Source organism: Paenibacillus sp. HGH0039, assembly GCF_000411255.1.
In the GTDB taxonomy this organism is placed as follows: Bacteria; Bacillota; Bacilli; order Paenibacillales; family NBRC-103111; genus Paenibacillus_F.
In genome coordinates this window covers 2,542,680-2,565,907 of the sequence record NZ_KE150412.1, presented here as the reverse complement: position 1 = coordinate 2,565,907, position 23,228 = coordinate 2,542,680, and the positions used below count along the sequence as shown (strand labels likewise).

At 51.4% G+C, this 23,228-nt stretch carries 23 protein-coding genes, 1 rRNA gene and 1 other annotated feature; of the genes, 23 read left to right on the top strand and 1 reads right to left on the bottom strand.

Annotation, left to right across the window (positions count from 1 at the left end):
- The 8 genes from HMPREF1207_RS28720 to pssA all read left to right on the top strand — a co-directional run bounded on the left by HMPREF1207_RS28720 (position 1) and on the right by pssA (position 10,815).
- Positions 1-2,346 (top strand): 23S ribosomal RNA (locus HMPREF1207_RS28720).
- 315 nt (positions 2,347-2,661) lie between these two features.
- Entirely contained in the window at positions 2,662-3,123 is a 462-nt protein-coding gene (locus tag HMPREF1207_RS11210; RefSeq protein ID WP_009674502.1) for a CtsR family transcriptional regulator, read from the top strand.
- A 12-nt stretch (positions 3,124-3,135) separates the two neighbouring features.
- Positions 3,136-3,654: a UvrB/UvrC motif-containing protein gene (locus HMPREF1207_RS11205; RefSeq protein ID WP_009674514.1), complete on the top strand. Its 519-nt coding sequence runs from the start codon at positions 3,136-3,138 to the stop codon at positions 3,652-3,654.
- Positions 3,655-3,741: 87 nt separating this feature from the next.
- Entirely contained in the window at positions 3,742-4,770 is a 1,029-nt protein-coding gene (locus HMPREF1207_RS11200) for a protein arginine kinase (protein ID WP_231392073.1), read from the top strand.
- 46 nt (positions 4,771-4,816) lie between these two features.
- Positions 4,817-7,264 (top strand): ATP-dependent protease ATP-binding subunit ClpC, encoded by a 2,448-nt coding sequence (gene clpC, locus HMPREF1207_RS11195; RefSeq protein WP_009674508.1) that lies wholly within the window; start codon positions 4,817-4,819, stop codon positions 7,262-7,264.
- Between the two features lie 157 nt (positions 7,265-7,421).
- Positions 7,422-8,789, top strand: a complete 1,368-nt coding sequence (gene radA, locus HMPREF1207_RS11190) for a DNA repair protein RadA (protein ID WP_009674513.1) — start codon at positions 7,422-7,424, stop codon at positions 8,787-8,789.
- Between the two features lie 113 nt (positions 8,790-8,902).
- Positions 8,903-9,982, top strand: coding sequence for a DNA integrity scanning diadenylate cyclase DisA (disA, locus tag HMPREF1207_RS11185; protein ID WP_009674485.1), 1,080 nt, complete (start codon positions 8,903-8,905; stop codon positions 9,980-9,982).
- Between the two features lie 86 nt (positions 9,983-10,068).
- Entirely contained in the window at positions 10,069-10,815 is a 747-nt protein-coding gene (gene pssA, locus HMPREF1207_RS11180; protein WP_009674505.1) for a CDP-diacylglycerol--serine O-phosphatidyltransferase, read from the top strand.
- A 125-nt stretch (positions 10,816-10,940) separates the two neighbouring features.
- Here the strand turns inward: pssA and HMPREF1207_RS11175 are convergent, their stop codons facing one another.
- On the bottom strand, positions 10,941-11,336 hold the full coding sequence (locus tag HMPREF1207_RS11175; RefSeq protein ID WP_009674494.1) for a hypothetical protein: 396 nt from the start codon (positions 11,334-11,336) through the stop codon (positions 10,941-10,943).
- Between the two features lie 162 nt (positions 11,337-11,498).
- On the opposite strand from HMPREF1207_RS11175, the gene HMPREF1207_RS11170 reads away from it, so the two are divergent.
- The 15 genes from HMPREF1207_RS11170 (at position 11,499) to rplA (ending at position 22,968) form a co-directional block, all read left to right on the top strand.
- Positions 11,499-12,545, top strand: coding sequence for a PIN/TRAM domain-containing protein (locus HMPREF1207_RS11170; protein ID WP_009674506.1), 1,047 nt, complete (start codon positions 11,499-11,501; stop codon positions 12,543-12,545).
- Positions 12,546-12,644: 99 nt separating this feature from the next.
- The gene (gene ispD, locus HMPREF1207_RS11165) at positions 12,645-13,346 is read left to right on the top strand and encodes a 2-C-methyl-D-erythritol 4-phosphate cytidylyltransferase (RefSeq protein ID WP_170318678.1); all 702 of its coding nucleotides are present in this window, start codon (positions 12,645-12,647) and stop codon (positions 13,344-13,346) included.
- Between the two features lie 4 nt (positions 13,347-13,350).
- On the top strand, positions 13,351-13,836 hold the full coding sequence (gene ispF / locus HMPREF1207_RS11160; protein WP_009674488.1) for a 2-C-methyl-D-erythritol 2,4-cyclodiphosphate synthase: 486 nt from the start codon (positions 13,351-13,353) through the stop codon (positions 13,834-13,836).
- A 52-nt stretch (positions 13,837-13,888) separates the two neighbouring features.
- Positions 13,889-15,343, top strand: a complete 1,455-nt coding sequence (gene gltX, locus HMPREF1207_RS11155) for a glutamate--tRNA ligase (RefSeq protein ID WP_009674495.1) — start codon at positions 13,889-13,891, stop codon at positions 15,341-15,343.
- A gap of 373 nt (positions 15,344-15,716) precedes the next feature.
- Positions 15,717-16,388, top strand: coding sequence for a serine O-acetyltransferase (cysE, locus tag HMPREF1207_RS11150; RefSeq protein ID WP_009674501.1), 672 nt, complete (start codon positions 15,717-15,719; stop codon positions 16,386-16,388).
- A complete protein-coding gene (cysS, locus tag HMPREF1207_RS11145) occupies positions 16,369-17,766 on the top strand; it encodes a cysteine--tRNA ligase (RefSeq protein WP_009674497.1) in 1,398 nt (465 codons plus the stop codon). The genes cysE and cysS overlap by 20 nt, the downstream gene beginning before the upstream one ends.
- Positions 17,763-18,344 carry a Mini-ribonuclease 3 gene (locus tag HMPREF1207_RS11140; protein ID WP_016423667.1) on the top strand — a complete coding sequence of 194 codons (582 nt, stop codon included), beginning with the start codon at positions 17,763-17,765 and terminating at the stop codon, positions 18,342-18,344. The genes cysS and HMPREF1207_RS11140 overlap by 4 nt, the downstream gene beginning before the upstream one ends.
- Positions 18,345-18,370: 26 nt before the next feature.
- Positions 18,371-19,108, top strand: coding sequence for a 23S rRNA (guanosine(2251)-2'-O)-methyltransferase RlmB (rlmB, locus tag HMPREF1207_RS11135; protein WP_009674512.1), 738 nt, complete (start codon positions 18,371-18,373; stop codon positions 19,106-19,108).
- 6 nt (positions 19,109-19,114) lie between these two features.
- A complete protein-coding gene (locus HMPREF1207_RS11130) occupies positions 19,115-19,627 on the top strand; it encodes an NYN domain-containing protein (protein WP_009674489.1) in 513 nt (170 codons plus the stop codon).
- A gap of 129 nt (positions 19,628-19,756) precedes the next feature.
- A complete protein-coding gene (sigH, locus tag HMPREF1207_RS11125) occupies positions 19,757-20,401 on the top strand; it encodes an RNA polymerase sporulation sigma factor SigH (protein ID WP_009674492.1) in 645 nt (214 codons plus the stop codon).
- 255 nt (positions 20,402-20,656) lie between these two features.
- The gene (gene rpmG, locus HMPREF1207_RS28715; protein ID WP_082211310.1) at positions 20,657-20,806 is read left to right on the top strand and encodes a 50S ribosomal protein L33; all 150 of its coding nucleotides are present in this window, start codon (positions 20,657-20,659) and stop codon (positions 20,804-20,806) included.
- A gap of 18 nt (positions 20,807-20,824) precedes the next feature.
- Entirely contained in the window at positions 20,825-21,037 is a 213-nt protein-coding gene (secE, locus tag HMPREF1207_RS11120) for a preprotein translocase subunit SecE (RefSeq protein WP_009674493.1), read from the top strand.
- Between the two features lie 22 nt (positions 21,038-21,059).
- Complete coding sequence (gene nusG, locus HMPREF1207_RS11115) at positions 21,060-21,593, top strand: transcription termination/antitermination protein NusG (RefSeq protein WP_009674510.1); 534 nt, start codon at positions 21,060-21,062, stop codon at positions 21,591-21,593.
- A 179-nt stretch (positions 21,594-21,772) separates the two neighbouring features.
- Positions 21,773-22,198: a 50S ribosomal protein L11 gene (rplK, locus tag HMPREF1207_RS11110; RefSeq protein ID WP_009674499.1), complete on the top strand. Its 426-nt coding sequence runs from the start codon at positions 21,773-21,775 to the stop codon at positions 22,196-22,198.
- Between the two features lie 77 nt (positions 22,199-22,275).
- Complete coding sequence (rplA, locus tag HMPREF1207_RS11105; RefSeq protein WP_009674490.1) at positions 22,276-22,968, top strand: 50S ribosomal protein L1; 693 nt, start codon at positions 22,276-22,278, stop codon at positions 22,966-22,968.
- A 59-nt stretch (positions 22,969-23,027) separates the two neighbouring features.
- Positions 23,028-23,177, top strand: a sequence feature (ribosomal protein L10 leader region).
- Positions 23,178-23,228 lie beyond the last annotated feature (51 nt).

Below are 23,228 nucleotides of genomic sequence, written 5' to 3'. Positions count from 1 at the left end.
AAGTCAGAGCCCGTTAATGGGTGATGGCGTGCCTTTTGTAGAATGAACCGGCGAGTTACGTTTGCATGCGAGGTTAAGCTGAAAAGGCGGAGCCGCAGCGAAAGCGAGTCTGAATAGGGCGAATGAGTATGCAGGCGTAGACCCGAAACCGTGTGATCTACCCCTGTCCAGGGTGAAGGTGCGGTAACACGCACTGGAGGCCCGAACCCACGAATGTTGAAAAATTCGGGGATGAGGTGGGGGTAGCGGAGAAATTCCAATCGAACTCGGAGATAGCTGGTTCTCCCCGAAATAGCTTTAGGGCTAGCCTCGGGGGATGTGTCGTGGAGGTAAAGCACTGATTGGGTGCGGGGCCCGCCAAGGGTTACCAAGTCCAGTCAAACTCTGAATGCCACAGACATTACCCCGGGAGTCAGACAGTGAGTGCTAAGATCCATTGTCAAGAGGGAAACAGCCCAGATCATCAGCTAAGGTCCCCAAGTGTGTGTTAAGTGGGAAAGGATGTGGAGTTGCACAGACAACCAGGATGTTGGCTTAGAAGCAGCCACCATTTAAAGAGTGCGTAATAGCTCACTGGTCGAGTGACTCTGCGCCGAAAATGTAACGGGGCTAAACACACCACCGAAGCTATGACTTGCGCATGAATTTGCGCATGGGTAGGGGAGCGTTCTGTACGGAGTGAAGGTAGATCGTGAGGACTGCTGGACTGTACAGAAGTGAGAATGCCGGTATGAGTAACGAAAAGATCAGTGAGAATCTGATCCGCCGAAAGCCTAAGGGTTCCTGAGGAAGGTTCGTCCGCTCAGGGTAAGTCGGGACCTAAGGCGAGGCCGAAAGGCGTAGTCGAAGGACAACAGGTTGAAATTCCTGTACCACCGTAAGCCGTTACGAGCAATGGAGTGACGCAGCAGGGTAGGGACGCGGACTGATGGATGTCCGTCCAAGCAGTGAGGCTGATGTGTAGGCAAATCCGCACATCGTGAAGGCTGGGCTGTGATGGGGAGCGAAAATTACAGTAGCGAAGGTCTTGATCTCACACTGCCGAGAAAAGCTTCTAGCCAGGCGAAGGTGCCCGTACCGCAAACCGACACAGGTGGGCGAGAAGAGAATTCTAAGGCGCGCGGAAGAACTCTCGTTAAGGAACTCGGCAAAATGACCCCGTAACTTCGGGAGAAGGGGTGCCCCGGTAGTGTGAATAGCACGAGGGGGCCGCAGTGAAAAGGCCCAAGCGACTGTTTAGCAAAAACACAGGTCTATGCGAAGCCGCAAGGCGAAGTATATGGGCTGACGCCTGCCCGGTGCTGGAAGGTTAAGGGGAGCGGTTAGGAGCAATCCGAAGCTGTGAACCGAAGCCCCAGTAAACGGCGGCCGTAACTATAACGGTCCTAAGGTAGCGAAATTCCTTGTCAGGTAAATTCTGACCCGCACGAATGGCGTAACGACTTGGGCGCTGTCTCAACGAGAGATCCGGTGAAATTTTAATACCTGTGAAGATGCAGGTTACCCGCGACAAGACGGAAAGACCCCATGGAGCTTTACTGCAGCTTGATATTGGACTTTGGTACGATCTGTACAGGATAGGTGGGAGCCTTTGAAGCCTGAGCGCCAGCTTGGGTGGAGGCGCCGTTGGGATACCACCCTGATCGTATCGGAGTTCTAACCTACTACCGTGACCCGGTAGAGGGACCGTGTCAGGTGGGCAGTTTGACTGGGGCGGTCGCCTCCTAAAGAGTAACGGAGGCGCCCCAAGGTTCCCTCAGAATGGTTGGAAATCATTCGAAGAGTGCAAAGGCATAAGGGAGCTTGACTGCGAGACATACAGGTCGAGCAGGGACGAAAGTCGGGCTTAGTGATCCGGTGGTACCGCATGGAAGGGCCATCGCTCAACGGATAAAAGCTACCCTGGGGATAACAGGCTTATCTCCCCCAAGAGTCCACATCGACGGGGAGGTTTGGCACCTCGATGTCGGCTCATCGCATCCTGGGGCTGAAGTAGGTCCCAAGGGTTGGGCTGTTCGCCCATTAAAGCGGTACGCGAGCTGGGTTCAGAACGTCGTGAGACAGTTCGGTCCCTATCTGTCGCGGGCGCAGGAAATTTGAGAGGAGCTGTCCTTAGTACGAGAGGACCGGGATGGACGTACCGCTGGTGTACCAGTTGTCTCGCCAGAGGCATCGCTGGGTAGCTATGTACGGAAGGGATAAGCGCTGAAAGCATCTAAGCGTGAAGCCCCCCTCAAGATGAGATTTCCCAATTAGTAAGACCCCTTGAAGACGACGAGGTAGATAGGTTGGAGGTGGAAGCACAGCAATGTGTGGAGCTGACCAATACTAATCGGTCGAGGGCTTGACCACAAGGTTATTTCCGAAGGAAAAAACCGCATCGAAAGCATATGCAACATATGCACCACAAGATCTTTGGATGGATCGGCTGCACGTTTCGCTGCTAGTTTTCAGGGAGCAACGAAAACCTCTATGAATTTAATTCATAGAGGTTTTTTGCTGTATTTGCATATTTTTCAGGATAGCGTTAAAACTAAAGAGAGGAAGTTCCACTTAACTGTTTATCAGGTACTTGCAAAGTAATATGGAAATGATTATAATTAAGTTAAGGTCAAAGAAAGTCAAAGTCAATTTACTTCTCAACAACGGGAGGCTGAATTGATGCGTAATGTTTCCGAGATTATTGAGCAATATCTAAAGCATATACTGCAGCAAAGCCCCGAAGGGTCCATTGAGATCCAGCGGAACGAGCTTGCTGATCAATTTCAGTGTGTGCCGTCTCAGATTAATTATGTCATCAGTACACGATTTACCCTTGAAAAAGGCTACGTGGTGGAAAGCAAGCGCGGAGGCGGGGGTTATATCCGGATTCAGAAGATCGAACTCAACGCCTACGGTTCACTGCTGGACACCATCATGACTACCATTCGTGAAAGTATAGATCAAGCGTCGGCCGAAGGGTTGATTTACCGTCTGGAAGAAGGCCGGTTGATCAGCCGGAGGGAAGCTGCCATCATTAAAGCGGCAATATCGCGGGATGTGCTTCAGTTTAAGCTTCCTTTGCGGGATGAAGTCCGTGCCCGGATTTTAAAGGCGATGCTGATATCCTTACTGAGCAAATAAGGAGGGGTTGACGTGCTTTGTCAAGAATGCGGCAAACGGCCCGCAACGCTTCATTTTACGAAAATTGTTAACGGTGAGAAAACAGAGTTTCACTTCTGTGAAACATGCGCCAAAGAGAAGGGGGAGCTGATTCCCGGTACGCCGGGAGGTTTCTCCATTCATAATTTGCTTTCGGGCCTGCTGGACTTCGATCCTTCCTCCGGGACGGTCTCAAACAAAGCGCGTCCGATAAGATGCGAACACTGCGGACTTACGTATTCACAGTTCAGCAAGCTGGGACGTTTCGGCTGCAGCCACTGCTATGAAAGCTTTCAGGATAAGCTGGATCCCCTGTTTAAGCGGGTTCACGGCAATACGCAGCATGTCGGCAAAGTGCCGAAACGTTCCGGACAGGAGATCGAGCAGAAGCGTGAGGTGGAACGTCTCAAGAAAGAACTTCAGACGTACATCGAACAGGAAGAATTCGAGCAAGCGGCTCAACTGCGAGACCGTATTCGCGACCTCGATAAGAAGTCAGCCGGCAGCAGTTAACTTCGACGCCCGCCTCAAACCTTTGAACTTGGAGAAAAGGAGGGTTCCTCTTTGAGACATTTTGTCAAGGAAGCATTAAGCGAATGGATGAAAGGGGACGGTCCCGATTCGGATATTGTGATCAGCAGCCGCATCCGTATAGCCCGGAATCTGCAAGATTATCCGTTTCCTATGTTGGCCGCGAACCAGCAGTCCGCGGAAGTGCTTGAGAAAGTTTCAGCTGTACTGGGCAATGAAGATTTAAAAACGATCAGCGACTTCACGCTTGTACCGCTCTCGGAACTGAATGAACTGGAGCGGAGGATCCTGGTAGAGAAGCATTTGATCAGCCCGAATCTGGCAACCGAATCGCGGAACGGAGCCGTTATCCTTAATGATAACGAATCTATCAGCATTATGGTGAATGAAGAGGATCATCTTCGGATTCAATGTCTGTGTCCCGGATTTCAAATTAAAGAGGCCTGGGATCTGGCGAACCAGATTGACGATATTTTCGAATCTCAGCTAGACTACGGCTTTGACGAAAGACGCGGCTACTTGACCAGCTGTCCTACGAATGTGGGAACCGGTATACGGGCTTCGGTCATGATGCATCTGCCCGCTCTTGTTTTGACCCAGCAAATCAATCGAATTCTATCGGCGGTTTCACAGGTCGGCCTGACAGTCCGGGGTCTGTATGGCGAAGGAAGCGAAGCGTTGGGAAATTTATTTCAGATTTCCAATCAGATTACGCTCGGCCAGTCCGAAGATGAAATCATTGATAATCTATATAGCGTAGCCAAACAGATTATCGAACACGAGCGCGCCGCAAGAAGGCAACTCATGCAGGAATCCAGAATACGTATAACAGACCGCGTTATGCGGTCATACGGAATCTTGACTCACGCTTCGATTATCGATTCCAAGGAAGCGGCGCAGCGGCTATCCGATGTCCGCCTTGGCATAGATCTTAATTTAGTGGGGGAAGTTCCCGCACACACCATGAATGAGCTTCTTGTGATGACACAGCCGGGATTCTTGCAGCAAATAGCAGGGGAGCTTTTATCTCCCGACGACCGGGATATCCGGCGTGCCCAAATCATCAGGGAAAGATTCAAGCCGTGTCATAACGTTTAATGGTACTATACGACTTTCGTTCGAAATTACAATGGAGGTGCTAAGTATGATGTTTGGAAGATTTACGGAACGTGCACAGAAAGTTCTTTCCCTTGCACAGGAAGAAGCAGTACGCTTGGGTCACAACAATATAGGTACAGAGCATATCTTGCTGGGCCTTATTCGCGAAGGCGAAGGCATTGCGGCCAAAGCGCTGGTGGCTCTCGGACTCGGACTTGAAAAAATTCAAGATGAGGTCGAATCATTAATCGGCCGCGGACAAGAGCAGCCCTCCAATATCGCTTACACACCGCGTGCCAAAAAGGTCATTGAACTTTCGATGGACGAAGCCAGAAAGCTTGGCCATACGTACGTAGGTACGGAGCATATCCTGCTCGGTCTGATTCGCGAGGGAGAAGGGGTTGCGGCACGCGTGCTGAACAATCTGGGCATTTCCTTGAACAAAGCCCGCCAGCAAGTCCTGCAGCTTCTCGGAAGCAGCGAGGTCGTTTCGAGCAATCACGGCAGCGGCAACAACGTCAACACGCCTACGCTGGACAGTCTCGCGAGAGATCTGACGGCTATCGCCAAAGAAGGCAACCTCGATCCGGTAATCGGACGTTCCAAAGAAATCGAGCGTGTTATTCAGGTTCTCAGCCGCCGCACCAAAAACAACCCGGTTCTGATCGGGGAGCCGGGTGTAGGTAAAACGGCTATCGCCGAAGGTCTCGCTCAAAAGATCATCAACAATGAAATTCCGGAAACGTTAAAAGATAAGCGTGTCATGACGCTCGATATGGGTTCTGTCGTGGCAGGCACCAAATACCGCGGTGAATTTGAAGATCGTCTGAAGAAGATCATGGATGAGATCCGCCAGGCGGGGAACATCATTCTCTTCATCGATGAGCTGCATACCTTGATCGGCGCCGGCGGTGCAGAGGGCGCGATTGATGCCTCCAACATTCTGAAGCCGGCTTTGGCTCGCGGCGAACTGCAGTGCATCGGGGCCACTACTCTGGATGAGTACCGCAAATACATCGAGAAGGATGCCGCTCTGGAGCGCCGCTTCCAGCCGATTACGGTGGATCAGCCGACTCCGGAAGAAGCGATCCAAATCCTTCACGGACTGCGTGATCGTTATGAGGCGCATCACCGGGTGAAAATCACCGATGAAGCTATCGAGGAAGCAGTCAAGCTGTCGGATCGCTATATCCCCGATCGTTTCCTGCCTGATAAAGCGATCGACTTGATCGATGAAGCAAGCTCGAAAGTAAGGCTTCACTCTTACACGGTACCGCCTAGCTTGAAAGAGTTGGAGCAAAAGCTCGAAAACATCCGCAAGGAGAAAGACGCGGCTGTTCAAAGCCAAGAGTTCGAGAAAGCTGCGTCTTTGCGTGATACCGAGCAAAAGCTGCGCGAAGAACTCGACAGCACGAAGAACGATTGGAAAGAGAAACAGGGACGCATGGACACGGAGGTGACTCCGGACGACATCGCCCAGGTGGTTGCAAGCTGGACCGGAATTCCGGTACGCAAACTGGCTGAAGAGGAAACCGAGCGTCTTCTTAAAATGGAAGATATCCTTCACAACCGTGTGATCGGCCAGGAAGAAGCGGTTAAAGCAGTCAGCCGCGCAATCCGCCGTGCAAGAGCGGGTCTGAAAGATCCGAAGCGTCCGATGGGCTCCTTTATCTTCTTAGGTCCGACCGGTGTAGGTAAAACCGAGCTTGCCCGTGCTTTGGCGGAATCCCTGTTCGGAGACGAAAATGCCGTTATCCGCATTGATATGTCCGAATATATGGAGAAACACTCCACGTCCCGTCTCGTAGGAGCGCCTCCGGGATATGTAGGCTACGAAGAAGGCGGCCAATTGACTGAAAAAGTACGCCGCAAGCCTTACTCCGTTGTCCTGCTTGATGAAATCGAGAAAGCACATCCGGAAGTGTTCAATATCCTTCTGCAAGTGCTGGAAGATGGACGCCTTACCGATTCCAAAGGCCGTACCGTTGACTTCCGCAACACCTTGATCATCATGACGTCCAATGTGGGCGCCGATACGATTAAGAAAAATTCGACGCTCGGCTTTACGGCTGTCCAAGATTCCGGCAAAGATTATAACAACATGAAGGACAAAGTCATGAACGAGCTGAAGAAAAGTTTCCGTCCGGAGTTCTTGAACCGGATCGACGAAATTATCGTCTTCCACTCTCTCGACGAGAAGCATATTGCTGAAATCGTCAGCCTCATGGCCGATGAGCTCCGCAAACGCCTGAAAGAACAGGAAGTCGACTTTATCCTCACCGATAACGCGAAGAACTTCCTGGCTAAGGAAGGCTTTGATCCAAGCTATGGAGCAAGGCCGCTTCGCAGGGCGATCCAGAAACACATTGAGGACCGTCTTTCCGAAGAACTTCTTAAAGGAAGCATTTCCAAGGGCGACTCCCTTACTATAGACGAAAAAGACGGCGAACTTGTTGTACTTCGGAACGAAGAAGCGATGACGCAAACCAAGTAAGGTATAAAATCAAGCATTTTGCGGTGCGCAGCTGTACCGCAAAATGCTTTTTCTTTTGCCAAGTACTTTCATAGCATTCGCAAAAATGGTAAACTTTGAATGACGCTGGAACGGTTTGCCCGTTTTGCGCGTAGAAACAGAAGGGGAACTTCGCGCCATGAGTAAAACAAAAACGAAATTCATCTGCCAGCAGTGCGGGTATGAAACCCCGAAGTGGCTCGGCAAATGTCCCGGCTGCGGAGCGTGGAACAGTTTTGCCGAAGAAGTAGAGACGGTTGTCAAGACGCAGGGAATGAATTCTTCTTTTCTGCGGACGAAAGAAAAACCGACTCCGATCATAAACATAGAAAGCAGCGTAGAGCAGCGTGTGCTTACGGATAATGGCGAGCTCAACCGCGTTTTGGGCGGCGGGTTCGTCCCCGGTTCGCTCATACTGGTCGGGGGAGATCCCGGTATAGGGAAATCAACGCTGCTCCTGCAAACCTCGCACTCGCTGACCAAAGAGGGGCGGAAGGTTCTGTACATCTCAGGCGAGGAATCGATTCGTCAGACGAAGCTTCGCGCGGACCGGCTGGATGCCGTTTCGCCGAATCTATACGTGCTCTGCGAAACGAATATGGAAGTGGTTGAAGAGGCGATCCAGGAAGTCCAGCCGGATTTTCTGGTCATCGACTCCATTCAGACCGTCTACCATCCAAGCGTATCCTCCGCCCCGGGAACCGTTTCCCAAGTACGTGAATGCACAAGCCATTTCATGCGCATAGCTAAGCTTAAGAATATAGCGACGGTTCTTGTCGGCCATGTAACCAAGGAAGGCGCCATTGCAGGACCGCGCCTGCTCGAACACATGGTGGACTGTGTGCTTTATTTTGAAGGGGAACGGCATCACACCTACCGCGTTTTGCGTGCGGTTAAAAACCGGTTCGGTTCAACGAACGAAATCGGCATCTTCGAAATGCGGGAAACCGGGCTGGCCGAAGTGAGCAATCCGTCGGAGCTTTTCCTGTCCGAGCGTCCGCTTGGCGTAGCCGGGTCGACAGTCGTCGCCAGCATGGAAGGAACGAGACCGGTCCTGGTTGAGATACAGGCGCTTGTCTCGTCAACCAATTTCCCGTCTCCGCGAAGAATGGCTACGGGAATCGACCATAACCGGCTGTCGCTCATTATGGCGGTCTTGGAGAAACGGGTCGGCCTGTTCCTTCAGAGTCAGGACGCTTACTTGAACGTAGCCGGCGGAGTCAAACTCGATGAGCCGGCCGTCGATTTGGCCGTGGCGATAAGCATCGCCTCCAGCTTCAAAGAGCAGCCGACGCAGGCTTACGACGCCGTGTTCGGCGAGATCGGGCTCACGGGAGAGGTCCGCGGCGTATCGCGTATCGACCAGCGGGTCAAGGAAGCGCAGAAGCTCGGTTTCCGGCGCGTCATCATGCCTGAGAAAAGCCTCAAGGGCTGGACGCCTCCAAAGGGCATCGAAGTGGTCGGCGTAAGTACGGTGTCCGAAGCTTTAAAAGCGGCATTGGACTAGTCTAAAAGTCTGTGCGGCCTGACTAGTTCGGCTCTGCAAGACAGATCTATTGAAAACAAGGCATAGCGGAACACGCTCGGCTAACAGAACGGAAATGCTTCAGGAGGATTAACATGAGCAAAGAAGAAACTAAACGAGACGTCATGAGCCAACTGCTCCAGCTGGTCGCTCCGGGTACGCCTTTCCGCGATGGGCTCGAGAACGTGCTTCGTGCCAAGACGGGAGCCCTGATTGTCGTCGGATGTACTCCGGAAGTCATGGAAATCGTGGACGGCGGATTTTCCATCGACTGCGATTTTACGCCAAACTATTTGTATGAATTGGCCAAAATGGACGGAGCCATTATTCTAAATGAAGATGCCAAGAAAATTTTATATGCGAATACCCAATTGATTCCGAACTCTTCGATTCCATCGACCGAGACGGGAATCCGGCATCGTACGGCCGAGCGAGTTGCCAAGCAGACGAATAAACTGGTTGTGTCTATTTCCCAGCGTCGGAACATTATTACCTTGTATCAAGGAAACCTGCGGTATTCACTCAAAGATATCGGGGTCATCCTGACCAAGGCGAATCAGGCGATTCAGACGATGGAACGATACAAGACGGAACTGGATCAGTCCTTGATCAATCTGGGCGCTTCCGAGTTCGAAGAGCTTGTGACTCTGCATGATGTCACCAATGCCATTCAGCGGGTAGAAATGGTGCTGCGTATTAAGAACGAGCTCAACAGATACATCACGGAGCTTGGAACCGAAGGACGCCTGATTTCCATGCAGCTAGAAGAACTGGTCGGTAATACGGAGCTGGAAGTGCGTCTGCTTCTGAAGGATTATGTCCGGGAACTCAGCGAAGAGAAGATCAAAGATATTTTGCTGGGACTCAAGCGTCTCTCTTCCGAAGAATTGCTCGATCCGCATCACATTATCCGGTTGCTCGGCTATCCGCACACCAACGCCGTATCGGAGGAACTTGTTTCTCCGAGAGGGTTCCGGGTACTCAACAAAATTCCGCGGCTTCCTTCCATCATTATCAGTAATTTGGTGGAAAAATTCGGTCGCTTGCCTCATATCACGGTGGCGACAATCGAAGAGCTGGATGAGGTAGACGGAATCGGAGAGGTCCGGGCGAGAGCGATCAAAGAAGGGCTGCGCAGAATTCAGGAGCAAGTATTAATTGACAGGCATATTTAAATTGCATACAATCATAAAGTATAAATATGGGTTGGATCACGTTGTTTTAATGGGGTACAGTATATTTAGAGGTGGACTAAACTAATATGATAACCAAATCGCTTCCTAGCTTGTTTACTGTTGGGAATCTGTTTTTAGGCGTTCTGGCCATTATTCTCGTATTTAACGAAAGACCGGATACGGCGGCCGTACTTGTCATTGTGGCTATGCTGCTCGACGGTCTGGATGGACGAGTTGCTCGTGCGCTCAACGCACAGAGTGAGTTTGGTAAAGAACTGGATTCGTTGTCGGATGTCATTTCGTTCGGTGTAGCACCGGCATTCATTATGTACGTTGTCGCATTCGGCGATATCCGCCCGGCCGCGGCAGCTTGGGTCGTAACGGCAATATTCCCGATTTGCGGCGCTCTTCGATTGGCACGGTTTAATGTGGTGGCAGGTACACCGGGTTACTTTATCGGCTTACCTATTCCGGCAGCAGGCGGCATACTTGCAACGCTGGCATTGTTCCACAACGAGCTTAATGTCTATGTTCTACTGGTCAGCACAGTGCTGCTTTCCTATCTGATGGTGAGTAACGTCAAATATCCGAACTTTAAGAAAACGGGCATTCCCAAGGCCGCTATCTGGATTACACCGATCATTGTGATCATCGCCGTTATTATCGGAATCAGCAAACCATCGTTCATTTCCAAAATGATTTTCATACCGCTTGTGATCTATGCGCTCTATGGCTTAAAAAAAAACGTTGATCGCCTCTTCGTTCTTCGCCGCAGAAAGCGCAAAGGCATGGAAACGTCCGAAGATCTGGCGAATTCAAAAACTCATCTATAAAAAAGAGCAGGGAGCATAAGCTTCCTGTTTCTTTTTTTGCCGCTGAATCAGTATCGCAGTGAACAAAAAAAGCATCTATTTTCATCCGGGCTGCGGAGGAGAATACATGCTTTTTTTCTTCTATACTAAGACATATTGAAAAATCCGAGTGTCGAGCATTTTTTCGATTCGTCTTCGAGCACTTTTTCCAAGTTCACATCAAGTAGATTGCTCAGAGCGGAAAGATAAAAAAGGTGCTTACCGATTTCAGTGGAAATCGCCTCCATGCAGTGTTCGCACAACTGGCCTTCCAAATGGGTTTGCAGCTCGATTTTAGCCTGATCCAATGTCATTTCGGGAGAATACTCCTGTTTCTTGGCATTGACTTCAACGCAGCCGCATTCGGTAATCGATTTGATGACAGAGCGGTTCACACCGGCATTGGATTGTTGGAATTTGGACAATACATCAAGCAGGCTGCGGTGGCGAAGCAGCAGCTCACCAACTTGTTCCTGGAAATCTTTCAGGGACAGGGCATTCATCTCATGCACCTCATTTTAGTTTCGTCTCCATCTCATTATATAGAAATTAGGTTAGCGAGGCAATCTGACACCTTCCCTGTGTTTATACATCCAACATTTGGAACATACTTGTAACAGGGGAGAGGATCCTCTTACTTTGGATGATGGAGGTGAATCCGTAAGATGAAATGGATTCAATGGATTATTGCCGTCTTAGGTGGTGCGCTCGGTTACGGGTGGAGTGATGCCATTATTCAATTATCGGGAATCAACGGTGGAGCGGTTGCGGATTACACGGCAGCTGGAGCGGGATTTGTCGGGATGTTTATCGTGTCATGGATAGGCATGGGCCTTATTTTAAGACTGGTGCAGCGCGGAGAAAATAGCTTATCGCAAATGCCCGCTTCCGACCTTCTTCCGGCCGCATTCGGTACGATCGTGGGGCTGCTTGCAGCCGTGCTGGTATTCCCGGCGCTTGAACGGGTTCATGTGGTATTGGCGGGTATGGCTACCGTTCTTCTGGCCGTCATGGGCGGCCGGATCGGCTATGGTAAGAGCGAGGAAATTTTCGAACTTCTGAGCAGCCGAAAAGACGGCGGAAGCGGCAAAGGAAAAATGCCGGAGGAGCACAAGATTCTCGATACGAGCGTGATCATAGACGGACGGATTGCGGACATTTGCAAAACCGGATTTATTGAAGGGACGCTGGTTATTCCGGAATTTGTCCTTGAGGAGCTTCAGCATATCGCGGATTCTTCCGATTTGCTCAAACGTAATCGCGGCAGGCGCGGATTGGATATTTTAAATAAGATTCAGAAGGAACTTGACGTGAAAGTTCTTATCTATGAAGGCGACTTCGAGGAAATTTCCGAGGTGGACAGCAAGCTTATCCGGCTCGCCAAAGTGCTTCAAGGTAAAGTGATCACCAACGATTATAACTTGAACAAGGTTTGTGAGCTCCAGGGCGTGTCCGTTCTGAACATCAATGATCTGGCGAATGCCGTAAAACCGGTTGTCCTCCCCGGCGAAGAGATTCTGGTTCAGGTCATCAAGGACGGTAAAGAGCATGGACAAGGGGTAGCGTATCTGGATGACGGAACCATGATCGTCGTGGAAGGCGGACGGGACTTTATCGGTTCCCTGCTTGAGGTAATGGTTACAAGTGTCCTTCAAACGTCAGCTGGAAGAATGATCTTCGCGAAGCCGAAGCTCTTGGAAAAAGCGCAATAAAGGGTTATCATAGGGAGAGTATTTCGCTGGGGCTGCAGCTTGGCGCGTTAAAGCAGAAGAAGAAAGCTGCAGCAGCAAAACCCGGTGGTAACCGGAGGTATGCAGGTGAATAAAGTCGGCGTCATCGTCGTTGCGGCAGGCAGAGGTTCACGAATGCGGACGGCGGAAAGTAAACAATATCTGGAGCTGGCGGGTAAGCCGATTTTGGTACATACGCTGGAACTCTTCGAGAAGATTGCCCGCATCGACTCCGTCGTGCTGGTGACCGGGGAAGAGGACGTCCCGCGCTGCGAATCGTATGCCGCTCGCTACGGGCTGCATAAAGTCAGCCGGGTTATAGCCGGCGGGGCAGAACGGCAGGACTCCGTCCGGTCCGGACTGGAGGCGCTCGGCGCGGACACGCAGTGGGTACTTGTCCATGACGGCGTCCGCCCGCTTGTTACCGAGGAGCAGGTAGTCGCCTGTCTGGACAAAGCCATAGATACGGGTGCGGCCGTGCTGGCCGTTCCCGTTAAAGACACGATCAAGGTCGTGAGTGAGGATGGCCAGATCATGTCCACACCCGACCGTAAAAGCTTGTGGGCGATCCAAACGCCGCAGGCTTTTCGGTTTTCTCTTTTAAAAGAAGCGCATGAGGAGGCAGTCCGCGACGGATTCCTTGGCACAGACGATGCCATGCTCGTCGAACGGGCTGGGCATACGGTGCATGTCGTAGAAGGGGATTATGCCAATATCAAAATCACCACCCCCGAAGATCTGCCATGGGCGGAATGGTTGTTAGGCAACAGGAGAGGAGAATAGACGGATGATTCGAGTAGGACAAGGATTTGATGTGCATCAGTTGGCGGAGGGCCGCCTATGTATTATCGGAGGCGTTACGATTCCTTATGAAAAGGGATTGTTGGGGCATTCGGATGCGGATGTACTGCTTCATGCCATTACCGACGCCATACTGGGGGCGCTGGGTTTGGGCGATATCGGCAAGCATTTCCCGGATACGGCTGCCGAATTCAAGGATGCGGACAGCCTGGTGCTGTTGAAGCGGGTCTGGTCCCTGGCCAGAGAACGCGGTTACCGGCTCGGCAACGTCGATTCCACGATTATCGCGCAGAAGCCTAAGATGGCTCCGTATATTCCGCAAATGGCGGAAATTATTGCCCGGGCGCTGGACGCGGAACTGGAGCAGGTGAACGTGAAAGCGACCACTACGGAGCAGCTCGGCTTTACCGGAAGAGGTGAAGGAATCGCGGCGCAATCGGTTGTTTGTTTGATAAAAGGTGTGCTATCATAAATTATTATTTCAAAGGATCCCGTAAGGGAAAAACGGAAGAGAGGCTAATACCATGAGTACCCCACTCCGCGTACGTTACGCACCGAGTCCGACCGGACATCTTCATATCGGTGGAGCCCGTACCGCTTTATTCGATTATTTGCTTGCCCGTAAAAACGGCGGCCAATTCGTGGTCCGCTTCGAAGATACAGACCAGACCCGCCATGTCGAGTCCGGCGTACAGAATCAGCTCGACGGCTTAAGCTGGCTGGGGCTGAAGTGGGACGAATCCGTCGACATCGGGGGCCCGTACGCTCCTTACCGTCAGATGGAACGTCTGGGCCTGTACCAGCCGTTTATCGATCAACTGCTGAACGAGCGGAACGCGTATCACTGCTACTGCACCGAGCAGGAGCTCGAGCGCGAACGGGAAGAGCAGGAAGCGCGCGGAGAAACTCCGCAGTATTCGGGAAGATGCCGCCACCTGACCGCCGAACAGAAGGCGGAGTTCGAAGCGGAAGGACGTAAGCCTTCTATCCGGTTCCACGTACCGAAGGATAAGATTATCGCATTTAAAGATAAAGTGCGCGAAGAGGTCGAATTCGAAACGAACGGAATCGGCGACTTTATCATCGTCCGTCCGGACGGAATTCCGACCTACAACTTTGCCGTTATACTGGACGACCACTTGATGAAAATCTCCCTCGTCATCCGGGGCGAGGAACATCTGACGAATACGCCGCGCCAGATCATGCTGTATGAGGCGCTCGGCCTGCCGGTACCGGATTTTGCGCATCTTTCCTTGATCCTCAACCCGGACCGCAAAAAAATGAGCAAGCGCGACGAGTCCATCATTCAATTCGTACAGCAGTACAGCGAATTGGGTTACCTGCCGGAAGCGGTCGTGAATTTCATCGCTTTGCTGGGCTGGTCTCCCGGAGGGGAAGTGGAGATGTTCACGCTGGAAGAGCTTGTAGAGCAATTCGATCTGGACCGTGTTTCCAAAAGCCCGGCCGTCTTCGATATGGACAAGCTCAACTGGATGAACAATCATTACATCAAACAAGCGCCTCTTGAAAGAATCGCCGGACTGGCTGTTCCTCACCTTCAAAAAGCGGGGCTTATACCGGCGGAACTCTCGGAGGACCAGCAGCGCTGGGCGACCGAACTCGTCGGCTTGTATCAGGAACAGCTTCGTTACGCTGCGGAGATCGTAGATCTCGCCGAGCTGTTTTTCCGCGAAAAGCTGGCTTTCGACGATGAAGCGGCCGCGCTGCTTGCCGAAGAGCATGTGCCGGCCGTGGTGCAAAGCTTCTTGAAACAGGTGGAATCGGCCGATAGCCTGGCGCCGGAAAATGTGCAGAAGCTGCTTAAAGCCGTGCAGGCGGAAACCGGCTATAAGGGCAAACAGCTCTTTATGTCCATCCGCGTAGCTTTGACAGGACAGATGCACGGAAGAGACCTGAACATGACCATCCATCTGTTAGGCCGCGAAAAAGTACAGGAACGGCTTCGCGCCTTATTGTAAAGCTGTCTCTTTTGAGCTATACTGATACCAACTTTATACGATTATGAACAGCGCCGAACAGGAGAGTACCCATAAGACGGAATCTCCAGAGAGGATAACCGAGCGGCAACCCCGCTGGGCTGAAAGTTATCCGATCCCTTTATGAGGAAATGCACCTGTGAGCTGCTGCGCCGAATGATGGTTGTCCATCTGTAGGTTCAGTCGGGTCGTACCCGTTAACAACGCAGAGTTGGGAGACTTCACAGTCACCAAGCAGAGTGGAACCGCGATTATACGCCTCTGCAGCCTTACGGCTGCGGAGGCTTTTTAATTTTTACCAGGAGCAGTTGGTAGGAGCTAAACATCCCAGAAACGAATAAGAAGGTGATGAACCTTGTGGAAAACCATACGTTCTGATATAAAAGCCGTCTTCGACAATGATCCTGCCGCCCGAAGCTGGTTCGAGGTTGTGTTTACTTATTCCGGGCTCCATGCCATTTGGGCGCATCGGATTGCTCACTGGTTGTATACCCGCAAGCTGTTTGCGGCGGCACGTATCATTTCGCAGTTCAGCCGTTTTATGACTGGCATAGAAATCCACCCGGGAGCGACAATCGGCGAAAGGCTGTTTATTGATCACGGGATGGGGGTAGTGATTGGCGAAACGTGTGAAATCGGCAATGACGTTATTCTTTATCAGGGAGTCACCCTCGGCGGAACGGGTAAAGAGAAAGGCAAGCGGCATCCGACGATCGGCAGCAAGGTGGTTATCTCCTCGGGGGCCAAGATACTGGGCTCCTTCAAAGTGGGAGACAATGCGATGATCGGGGCCAATGCGGTCGTGCTTAAGGAAGTTCCCGCAAACTCTACGGTAGTGGGCATTCCCGGAAAGATTGTAAAAAGGGACGGAATCCGGGTCAACCGGCTGGATCACGGCAACGTGCCCGATCCGGTACTTGATCTTTGCCGCACTTTACAGGTGCAAATCGACGAATTAAGGGAACAATTAGAAGAAGAGAAGATCAAGAATGGAGGCGTTAGGGAGCATGACACTCAGAATGTTTAATACGATGACAAGAGAAAAAGAAGAATTCAAACCTCTTGAACCGGGCAAGGTGAAAATGTACGTGTGCGGCCCGACCGTATATAACTATATTCATATCGGCAACGGACGCCCGGCGATTTTCTTCGATGTCGTCCGCCGCTATTTAACCTATGTCGGTTACGAAGTGACCTACGTGGTGAACTTTACGGATGTGGACGATAAGCTGATCCGCAAAGCGGAAGAAACGGGAGAGACCGTCCAGGAGCTGGCCGACCGTTTTATCGCCGCCTATATGGAAGATATGAAAACCCTCCGTATCGAGCCGGCCACGATTCATCCCCGGGTAACGGACAACATGGAGATCATCATCACCTTCATTAATTCGCTGGTGCAGCAGGGCTTCGCTTACGAGAATGGCGGAGACGTGTACTACCGGACCTCCCGCTTTAAGGAATACGGAAAACTGTCTCATCAGAATCTGGATGAGCTTCAATACGGTATCCGCATCGAAGTGGATGAGCGCAAGGAAAATCCGCAGGATTTCGTCCTTTGGAAAGCGGCGAAACCGGGCGAGGTGTTCTGGTCCAGTCCGTGGGGCAACGGGCGTCCGGGCTGGCACATCGAATGCTCCGCTCTCGTACACAAGTACCTGGGAGAGTCGATCGATATTCACGGCGGCGGCGTAGACCTCACGTTCCCGCACCATGAGTGCGAAATTGCCCAGACGGAAGCCATTACGGGCAAGCCGATGGCGAAATACTGGCTCCATAACGAATTCCTCAATATCGATAACGAAAAAATGTCCAAATCCCTCGGCAACGGGGTGCTGATCAGAGAGATCGCCAAAAAGATCAAGCCGGAGACGCTCCGCTTTTTCATGCTGTCCTCCCATTACCGGAATCCTCTTAATTTCAGCGAAGACGGGTTAACGCAAGCCGGCAACGGATTGGACCGTATCCAGAATTGTGTGACCAACCTGAAGCACCGTCTCGGCATCGCTCAAGAAGATGCGCTGGACGATCAGGTAGAGGCGCGCGTGAAAGAAATCGAAGCCCAGTTTATTTCGAAAATGGACGACGATTTCAATACTCCCGATGCGATAACCGCTGTTTTCGATCTCGTCACGGAGGCCAACCGTGTGCTGCAGCAGGAGCGGGTATCCGCGGCAACACTCAGACTGATTATGGGACGCTTCCGCAATTTCGATTCCGTACTCGGCATCTTGGCAAGAGAAGAGGAAGAGCTGCTGGATGAGGAAATCGAGGGACTGATTGAAGAACGCAATGAAGCGAGACGGGCGAAAAACTGGGCGCGCGCCGATGAAATCCGCGACCTGCTTACTGAGAAGGGCATCTATCTCGAAGATACACCGCAGGGTATCCGTTGGCGCCGGAAATGAATCTTTCCGATAAGCTGAACCCGCAGCTGTTCCGGTACCCGCCTTCCCAAAAGCCGGAACTTCTCAACCCGCTGGTCCTTGCTTACATCGGGGATGCCGTCTATGAAATGTTTATCCGCCAGTACGTCATCTCCATGCCCAGCCAGCGGCCGAATCATCTGCACCGCGCGGCTACGCGCTACGTATCGGCCAAAGCGCAATCGAAAGCGCTGCAGGCGCTGATGCCTCTCCTTACGGAGGAAGAAGCGGGCATCGTCAAACGCGGGCGCAACGCCAAATCCGGCTCGACGGCCAAAAATGCGGATGTGCTGGAATACCGGCACAGCACCGCATTCGAATCCCTGATCGGCTATTTGTACTATAAGCAGGCGTATGAACGCCTGAACTATATCATGGAAGCCTCGCTGGCGCCGGAAAAAATTGCGGCTTTGCCGGCTTCGGAGTCCGAAGCGGGCACAGCTTCGAATCAACCCGGCGATACGGACACCGGCACCGGAAGGGTACAATCCGACGTCTCCGGAGGGCCGGAGGCAGCCGGAGCAGATCCGGAAGCGCCGTCCGATGCACACAAACTTTAAGCAGAATCATTATAGGAGGCACGACCATGGAAGAATACATCGGCGGTAAACACTCGGTGCTTGAAGCATTGCGCTCCGGCCGCACCATTCATAAAATATGGCTGAGCGAGTCCGCCCAGAAGCAACTGGCCCAGCCCGTTGCCGCGGAAGCCAAGAAGCTTGGCGTCATCGTGCAGACAGCCGACAAGCGCAAGCTCGATCAGCTTGCTCCGGATTTGCAGCACCAAGGCGTCGTTGCCCAGGTGGCGGCATACGATTACGCCAGCGTGGATGACATCCTGGCGCGCGCCGAGCGCAAAGGAGAGGATCCGTTCATTCTGATCCTCGACGAGATCGAAGATCCGCATAATCTCGGATCCATTCTCCGTACAGCGGACTGCACCGGCGTGCACGGCGTCATCATCCCCAAGCGGCGCTCCGTCGGCTTAACCGCAACCGTCTCGAAGACATCGGCGGGAGCGGTGGAGTATGTGCCCGTAGCCCGCGTGACGAATATTTCCCAGACCATCGCCGATCTGAAAGAACGCGGTGTCTGGGTAGCGGGCACGGACGTGACTGCGGCTGACGACGTATACCGCAGCAATTTTAAAATGCCGCTGGCTCTGGTCATCGGCAACGAAGGCCGCGGAGTCGGTCGCCTCATCAAAGAATCGTGCGATTTTCTCGTGAAGCTGCCGATGCATGGACGGGTGAATTCGCTCAATGCATCCGTAGCCGCGGGAGTATTGATGTACGAGGTAGTCAGACAACGTACTACGGGATAACCTCGTATGAAAGAATTCCTGATTGTGGACGGCTACAATATTATCGGGGCCTGGCCCGAGCTGAAGCAGCTGCGCGACCGCAGTCTGGAAGAGGCGAGAGACAGGCTCATCACCATATTGGCGGAATACCAGTCTTTCTCCGGCGTGAAGGTTTATCTGGTTTTTGACGCGTATCAGGTCCCGGGACTGGGCAAAACTTACGTGCAGAGCAGACTCAGCGTTTTGTATACGAAAGAGAAGGAAACGGCCGACGAACTGATCGAACGTCTCGTTACTCAACTGACCGGCCGGCGTCGTCAGATTTACGTGGCGACCTCCGATATGACCGAGCAGCATGTGATATTCGGCAAAGGCGCGCTCCGTCTTCCGGCTTCCGAACTTTTCGTCAAAATTAAACAGAGCCGCACGGAGGTCCGAAAACGTATCCGGGAAGAGGCCGAGAGCGGCCGAAACACCTTTGACAGTAAGCTGAATGAGGAAATGCGGGAGATCTTCGAGAAATGGCGTCGGGGGAAGTAACATCAGACACTTTTGAAAAAGTCTGGAAAAAGAATGTCCGTTTGCATTGACGATGTAAGATTACATAATGTATACTTATCCTATCCTTTTTAGCAAACTTGGTAGTTTTGCAGGCCGGAGGGATTGTTGGTGAGTGTCGACCTCAAAGAGCTTAGAATGACCGATTACGATCTCAAGACTGACGAAGACATCGTCGACGCTGTCCATTGCGGCAACAGCGACGCGCTGGAGTATCTGATCAACAAGTATCGCAATTTTGTTCGCGCTAAAGCCCGTTCGTATTTTCTCATCGGCGCTGACCGCGAAGATATCGTGCAAGAAGGCATGATCGGTTTATATAAATCGATTCGTGATTTCCGTGGAGACAAGCTATCGTCATTCAAAGCGTTTGCAGAGTTGTGCATTACGCGGCAGATCATTACGGCTATTAAAACGGCGACCCGCCAGAAGCATATCCCGCTTAACTCTTACGTTTCGCTGGACAAGCCTATCTACGACGAGGATTCGGACCGCACGCTGCTGGACGTTATTTGCGGCTCGAAGGTTACGGACCCTGAAGAACTGATTATCAATCAGGAAGAATTCAGCGGACTCGAAGACAAGATGGGCGAGATTCTGAGCGATCTGGAACGCCGTGTGCTTATGCTCTATTTGGATGGAAGATCTTATCAGGAAATTGCGGTGGATCTGGACCGTCACGTGAAGTCGATCGACAACGCGCTGCAGCGGGTCAAACGTAAGTTGGAGCGTTACTTGGAAGTACGCGATTTATAGATGAGGCACCCTTTCGGTGAATGGGTGTTTTTATTTTTGTCGCCGGCGGATACTGGAAATAAAGCACGTTTAAGGGAATGTCGGCTGGTCGATAATGAGAAGAGAACCCGGGTCGAGAAAGGGTTTTTTGCTGTGCGCGGGGCAGGATGTTATCCTTGACACCCCATACCGGTTATGTTAAAGTATTGCAGGTAGCCCTATCGCTTTTTTTTTGTGCGCAAAAATGGGTATATCCTGATACGGGAGGTGTAACACATGCGAGTTGTTATGACGCTAGCTTGCACGAACTGCAAGCAACGGAACTATACTTCCAACAAGAACAAGCGTAACCATCCAGACCGTATGGAGTTCAAGAAATTCTGCAAATATTGCAATGAACATACCGCTCATCGCGAAACCAGATAGTCTGTGGAGGTGTAGTGCGTGGCTTTCTTAGCTAAAATGAAGCAGGGTTTCGGCTCCTCGTTCTCGTTTTTTGGTGAAAGCTGGAGCGAACTGAAGAAGGTCAAGTGGCCAACACGCAAGGAAATGATCAGCTATACGACCGTTACCCTTGTGACGGTGGCTTTCGTGACTGTCTATTTTTTCTTGCTCGACCTGGGGATCTCTGAGTTGCTGCGGCTTGTCTTCAAATAAATTCAGGAACTAGGTGGCAAATATGGAAAAAAGATGGTATGTCGTTCATACCTATTCAGGTTACGAGAACAAAGTCAAAGCTAATTTGGAGAAGCGCGTTGAATCTATGGATATGGCGGACAAGATCTTCCGCGTACTCGTACCCATGGAGGAAGAGCTGGTAAACAAAGACGGCAAGAAGAAAACCGTCATGCGTAAAGTTTATCCCGGATACGTGCTCGTAGAGATGATTCAAACCGACGATTCCTGGTATGTTGTTCGCAACACTCCTGGCGTAACCGGCTTTGTAGGCTCGACGGGTTCCGGCTCTAAACCGACTCCGTTGCTTCCGGAAGAAGTCGAATCTATTCTGAAGCATATGGGAATGGAAGAACCGAAACCGAAGATCGATTTCGATCTGAAGGAAACGGTTCGCGTGAAGGTAGGTCCTTTTGCGAATTTCGTCGGCACTGTCGAAGAAATTATTGCAGACAAGAGCAAGCTCAAGGTTCATGTCAACATGTTTGGTCGAGAGACTCCGCTGGAGCTTGAGTTCCATCAGGTGGAGAAACTGTAGACTACATCGATTCAAATCCCTCTATTGAGGAAGTTTCTCTTGCGGAATCAGGTTGCTGATTCTGGCTGGTTCCTTAAGAAAAGCTTAGCCAGATCTGTTTCTTTCGCGGATGGGCTTTTGCTGGTGGGAGGGAAATGATCCCGTCGAACCACACTACGTGCAAGGAGGTGTCATCACACATGGCAAAAAAGGTAATTAAAATGGTGAAACTGCAGGTTCCTGCAGGGAAAGCGAATCCTGCTCCGCCAATCGGTCCTGCTTTGGGTCAAGCTGGCGTGAACATCATGGCTTTCTGTAAGGAGTTCAATGCTAAGACTGCTGATCAAGCAGGTCTGATCATTCCGGTTGTTATCACTGTATTCGAGGACCGTTCGTTCACATTCGAAACGAAAACGCCTCCGGCAGCCGTACTTCTTCGTATCGCAGCTGGCGTCGAAAAAGGTTCCGGCGAACCGAACAAGAAGAAAGTTGCAACGGTTAAGCGTGCGAAAGTTCGCGAAATCGCTGAAACGAAAATGCCTGACCTTAACGCTGCAACCGTAGAGGCTGCAATGCTTATGGTTGAAGGTACTGCTCGCAGCATGGGCATCACGATCGAAGACTAATTCGATTCGTAGGCTTCTCCTGGAAGCCGCAAAACAGTGGGAGGGCAATCCGTTACGACCACAGAGGAGGAATACAAATGGCTAAACACGGTAAGAAATATAACGAAGTGGCTAAGCAGGTTACTGCCGATGCACTTTATGAGCCGGCTGAAGCGATTGAGCTTGTTAAGAAAACAGCTCCGGCGAAATTTGATGAAACAGTTGATATTGCTGTTCGTCTTGGCGTTGACCCAAGAAAACAGGACCAGGCTGTCCGCGGCGTAGTTGTACTTCCGCACGGTACTGGTAAAACTAAGCGCGTCCTCGTATTCGCGAAAGGCGACAAAGCTAAAGAAGCAGAAGCAGCTGGCGCTGATTTTGTAGGCGATCAGGATATGATCAACAAAATCCAGCAAGGTTGGTTCGAATTCGATGTTTGCGTAGCTACTCCTGACATGATGAGTGAAGTTGGTAAGCTCGGACGTCTGCTCGGTGGTAAAGGCCTTATGCCTAACCCTAAAGCAGGTACCGTAACTTTCGACGTTACCAAAGCTGTTCAAGAGATCAAAGCTGGTAAAATCGAATATCGCCTGGATAAAGCAGGACAAATTCATGCTCCACTCGGCAAAGTATCTTTCGACGCTGACAAGCTCTCCGAGAACTTCAAAGCGCTGATCGACGCACTGCTCAGAGCGAAACCTGCCGCTGCTAAAGGTGTATACCTGAAAAGCGTTGCAATTTCCTCCACAATGGGCCCGAGCGTTCGCGTGAACCTTCAATCCTTCAGATAAGTTATTCTACGGTTGACATCTTATGTCGAACGTGATAATATTACTGAGGTCGTTAGTTTAACAAACGAATATATAGACCGTAGACAGCAGGTGCCGATGGGAACATCCCAAACAGCTTAATGTCCTGCCGAGGTGTTATGATATAAGTTCGGGTTATACCGGAAGTGTCATGCCTTCGTAGAGTCTACGAAGGCATTTCTTATGCTTAGGCTGCGGAAATGCTTGTAATAGATTCGGTGAAAACCAGATTGACAAGAAGT

Bases quoted from the DNA above. Each gene is read 5' to 3' on its own strand.
- HMPREF1207_RS11210 (WP_009674502.1), top strand. From the start codon at position 2,662: ATGCGTAATGTTTCCGAGATTATTGAGCAATATCTAAAGCATATACTG.
- HMPREF1207_RS11200 (WP_231392073.1), top strand. From the start codon at position 3,742: ATGAAAGGGGACGGTCCCGATTCGGATATTGTGATCAGCAGCCGCATC.
- clpC (WP_009674508.1), top strand. From the start codon at position 4,817: ATGATGTTTGGAAGATTTACGGAACGTGCACAGAAAGTTCTTTCCCTT.
- radA (WP_009674513.1), top strand. From the start codon at position 7,422: ATGAGTAAAACAAAAACGAAATTCATCTGCCAGCAGTGCGGGTATGAA.
- disA (WP_009674485.1), top strand. From the start codon at position 8,903: ATGAGCAAAGAAGAAACTAAACGAGACGTCATGAGCCAACTGCTCCAG.
- pssA (WP_009674505.1), top strand. From the start codon at position 10,069: ATGATAACCAAATCGCTTCCTAGCTTGTTTACTGTTGGGAATCTGTTT.
- HMPREF1207_RS11175 (WP_009674494.1), bottom strand. From the start codon at position 11,336: ATGAATGCCCTGTCCCTGAAAGATTTCCAGGAACAAGTTGGTGAGCTG.
- HMPREF1207_RS11170 (WP_009674506.1), top strand. From the start codon at position 11,499: ATGAAATGGATTCAATGGATTATTGCCGTCTTAGGTGGTGCGCTCGGT.
- ispD (WP_170318678.1), top strand. From the start codon at position 12,645: ATGCAGGTGAATAAAGTCGGCGTCATCGTCGTTGCGGCAGGCAGAGGT.
- ispF (WP_009674488.1), top strand. From the start codon at position 13,351: ATGATTCGAGTAGGACAAGGATTTGATGTGCATCAGTTGGCGGAGGGC.
- gltX (WP_009674495.1), top strand. From the start codon at position 13,889: ATGAGTACCCCACTCCGCGTACGTTACGCACCGAGTCCGACCGGACAT.
- cysS (WP_009674497.1), top strand. From the start codon at position 16,369: ATGACACTCAGAATGTTTAATACGATGACAAGAGAAAAAGAAGAATTC.
- HMPREF1207_RS11140 (WP_016423667.1), top strand. From the start codon at position 17,763: ATGAATCTTTCCGATAAGCTGAACCCGCAGCTGTTCCGGTACCCGCCT.
- rlmB (WP_009674512.1), top strand. From the start codon at position 18,371: ATGGAAGAATACATCGGCGGTAAACACTCGGTGCTTGAAGCATTGCGC.
- HMPREF1207_RS11130 (WP_009674489.1), top strand. From the start codon at position 19,115: ATGAAAGAATTCCTGATTGTGGACGGCTACAATATTATCGGGGCCTGG.
- rpmG (WP_082211310.1), top strand. From the start codon at position 20,657: ATGCGAGTTGTTATGACGCTAGCTTGCACGAACTGCAAGCAACGGAAC.
- nusG (WP_009674510.1), top strand. From the start codon at position 21,060: ATGGAAAAAAGATGGTATGTCGTTCATACCTATTCAGGTTACGAGAAC.
- rplK (WP_009674499.1), top strand. From the start codon at position 21,773: ATGGCAAAAAAGGTAATTAAAATGGTGAAACTGCAGGTTCCTGCAGGG.
- rplA (WP_009674490.1), top strand. From the start codon at position 22,276: ATGGCTAAACACGGTAAGAAATATAACGAAGTGGCTAAGCAGGTTACT.